Raw genomic sequence first — 782 nt, forward strand, 5'->3', positions numbered from 1 at the left:
ACGGAGTCGACCGGCTCCTGGACGAGGTGGGCGCCGAACTGCGGGAGCGGCGGTATCGGCCGCTGCCGGCACGGAGAGTGTTGATCCCCAAGCCGGGGCTGAAGGATCAGTATCGCCCGCTGTCGATTCCCGCTGTTCGTGATCGGATCGTGCAGGCGGCCGTGAAGATCGTGCTCGAGCCGGTCTTCGAGGCCGATATGGCCGACTGCTCGTTCGGGTTCCGGCCGAGACGGTCGGCGCACGACGCCCTGCAGGTGCTCATCGACGAGTGCGAGCGGGGCCGCCGGTGGGTGGTCGAGACGGACATTGCCGACTGCTTTTCGGCGATTCCGCATGACAAGTTGGTGCACGCGATCGAGGAACGCGTCTGCGATCAGTCTGTGCTCACGCTGCTGCGCGCGATCCTGCGCGCGGGGGCCATGGAGGACGGGCAGGTGCGGCGGCCGGTCACCGGAACCCCGCAAGGTGGTCCGGTCTCACCGTTGCTCTGCAACGTCTACCTGCACCGAGTGGATCGGGCGTGGGACGGCGCGGATGGGGTGATGGTGCGGTTCGCCGATGACGTGGTCGTGATGTGCTGGTCGCGCAGCCAGGCCGAACGGGCGTTGGCCCGGTTGGTCGAGCTGCTGGCCGCGCTCGGCCTGGAGCCGAAGGTGGCCAAGACCCGCATCATCCACCTGGAAGTTGGTGGTGACGGCTTTGATTTTCTGGGCTTTCATCACCGCCTGGTGCGCTCCCGGGGAGACTGGGGCAAGCCGAAGGTGACGTTCCTGGCTCGCTGG

General features: G+C 67.4%; 1 protein-coding gene. It reads left to right on the forward strand.

Annotated elements, in window-relative coordinates; translation table 11 throughout:
* Positions 1 to 26: 26 nt before the first annotated feature.
* A partial coding sequence (locus ACTWQA_RS59145; protein WP_443167526.1) for a reverse transcriptase domain-containing protein occupies positions 27 to 782 on the forward strand: 756 nt, incomplete at its 3' end.

It is taken from the genome of Nonomuraea sp. 10N515B, from assembly GCF_052245915.1.
GTDB lineage: Bacteria > Actinomycetota > Actinomycetes > Streptosporangiales > Streptosporangiaceae > Nonomuraea.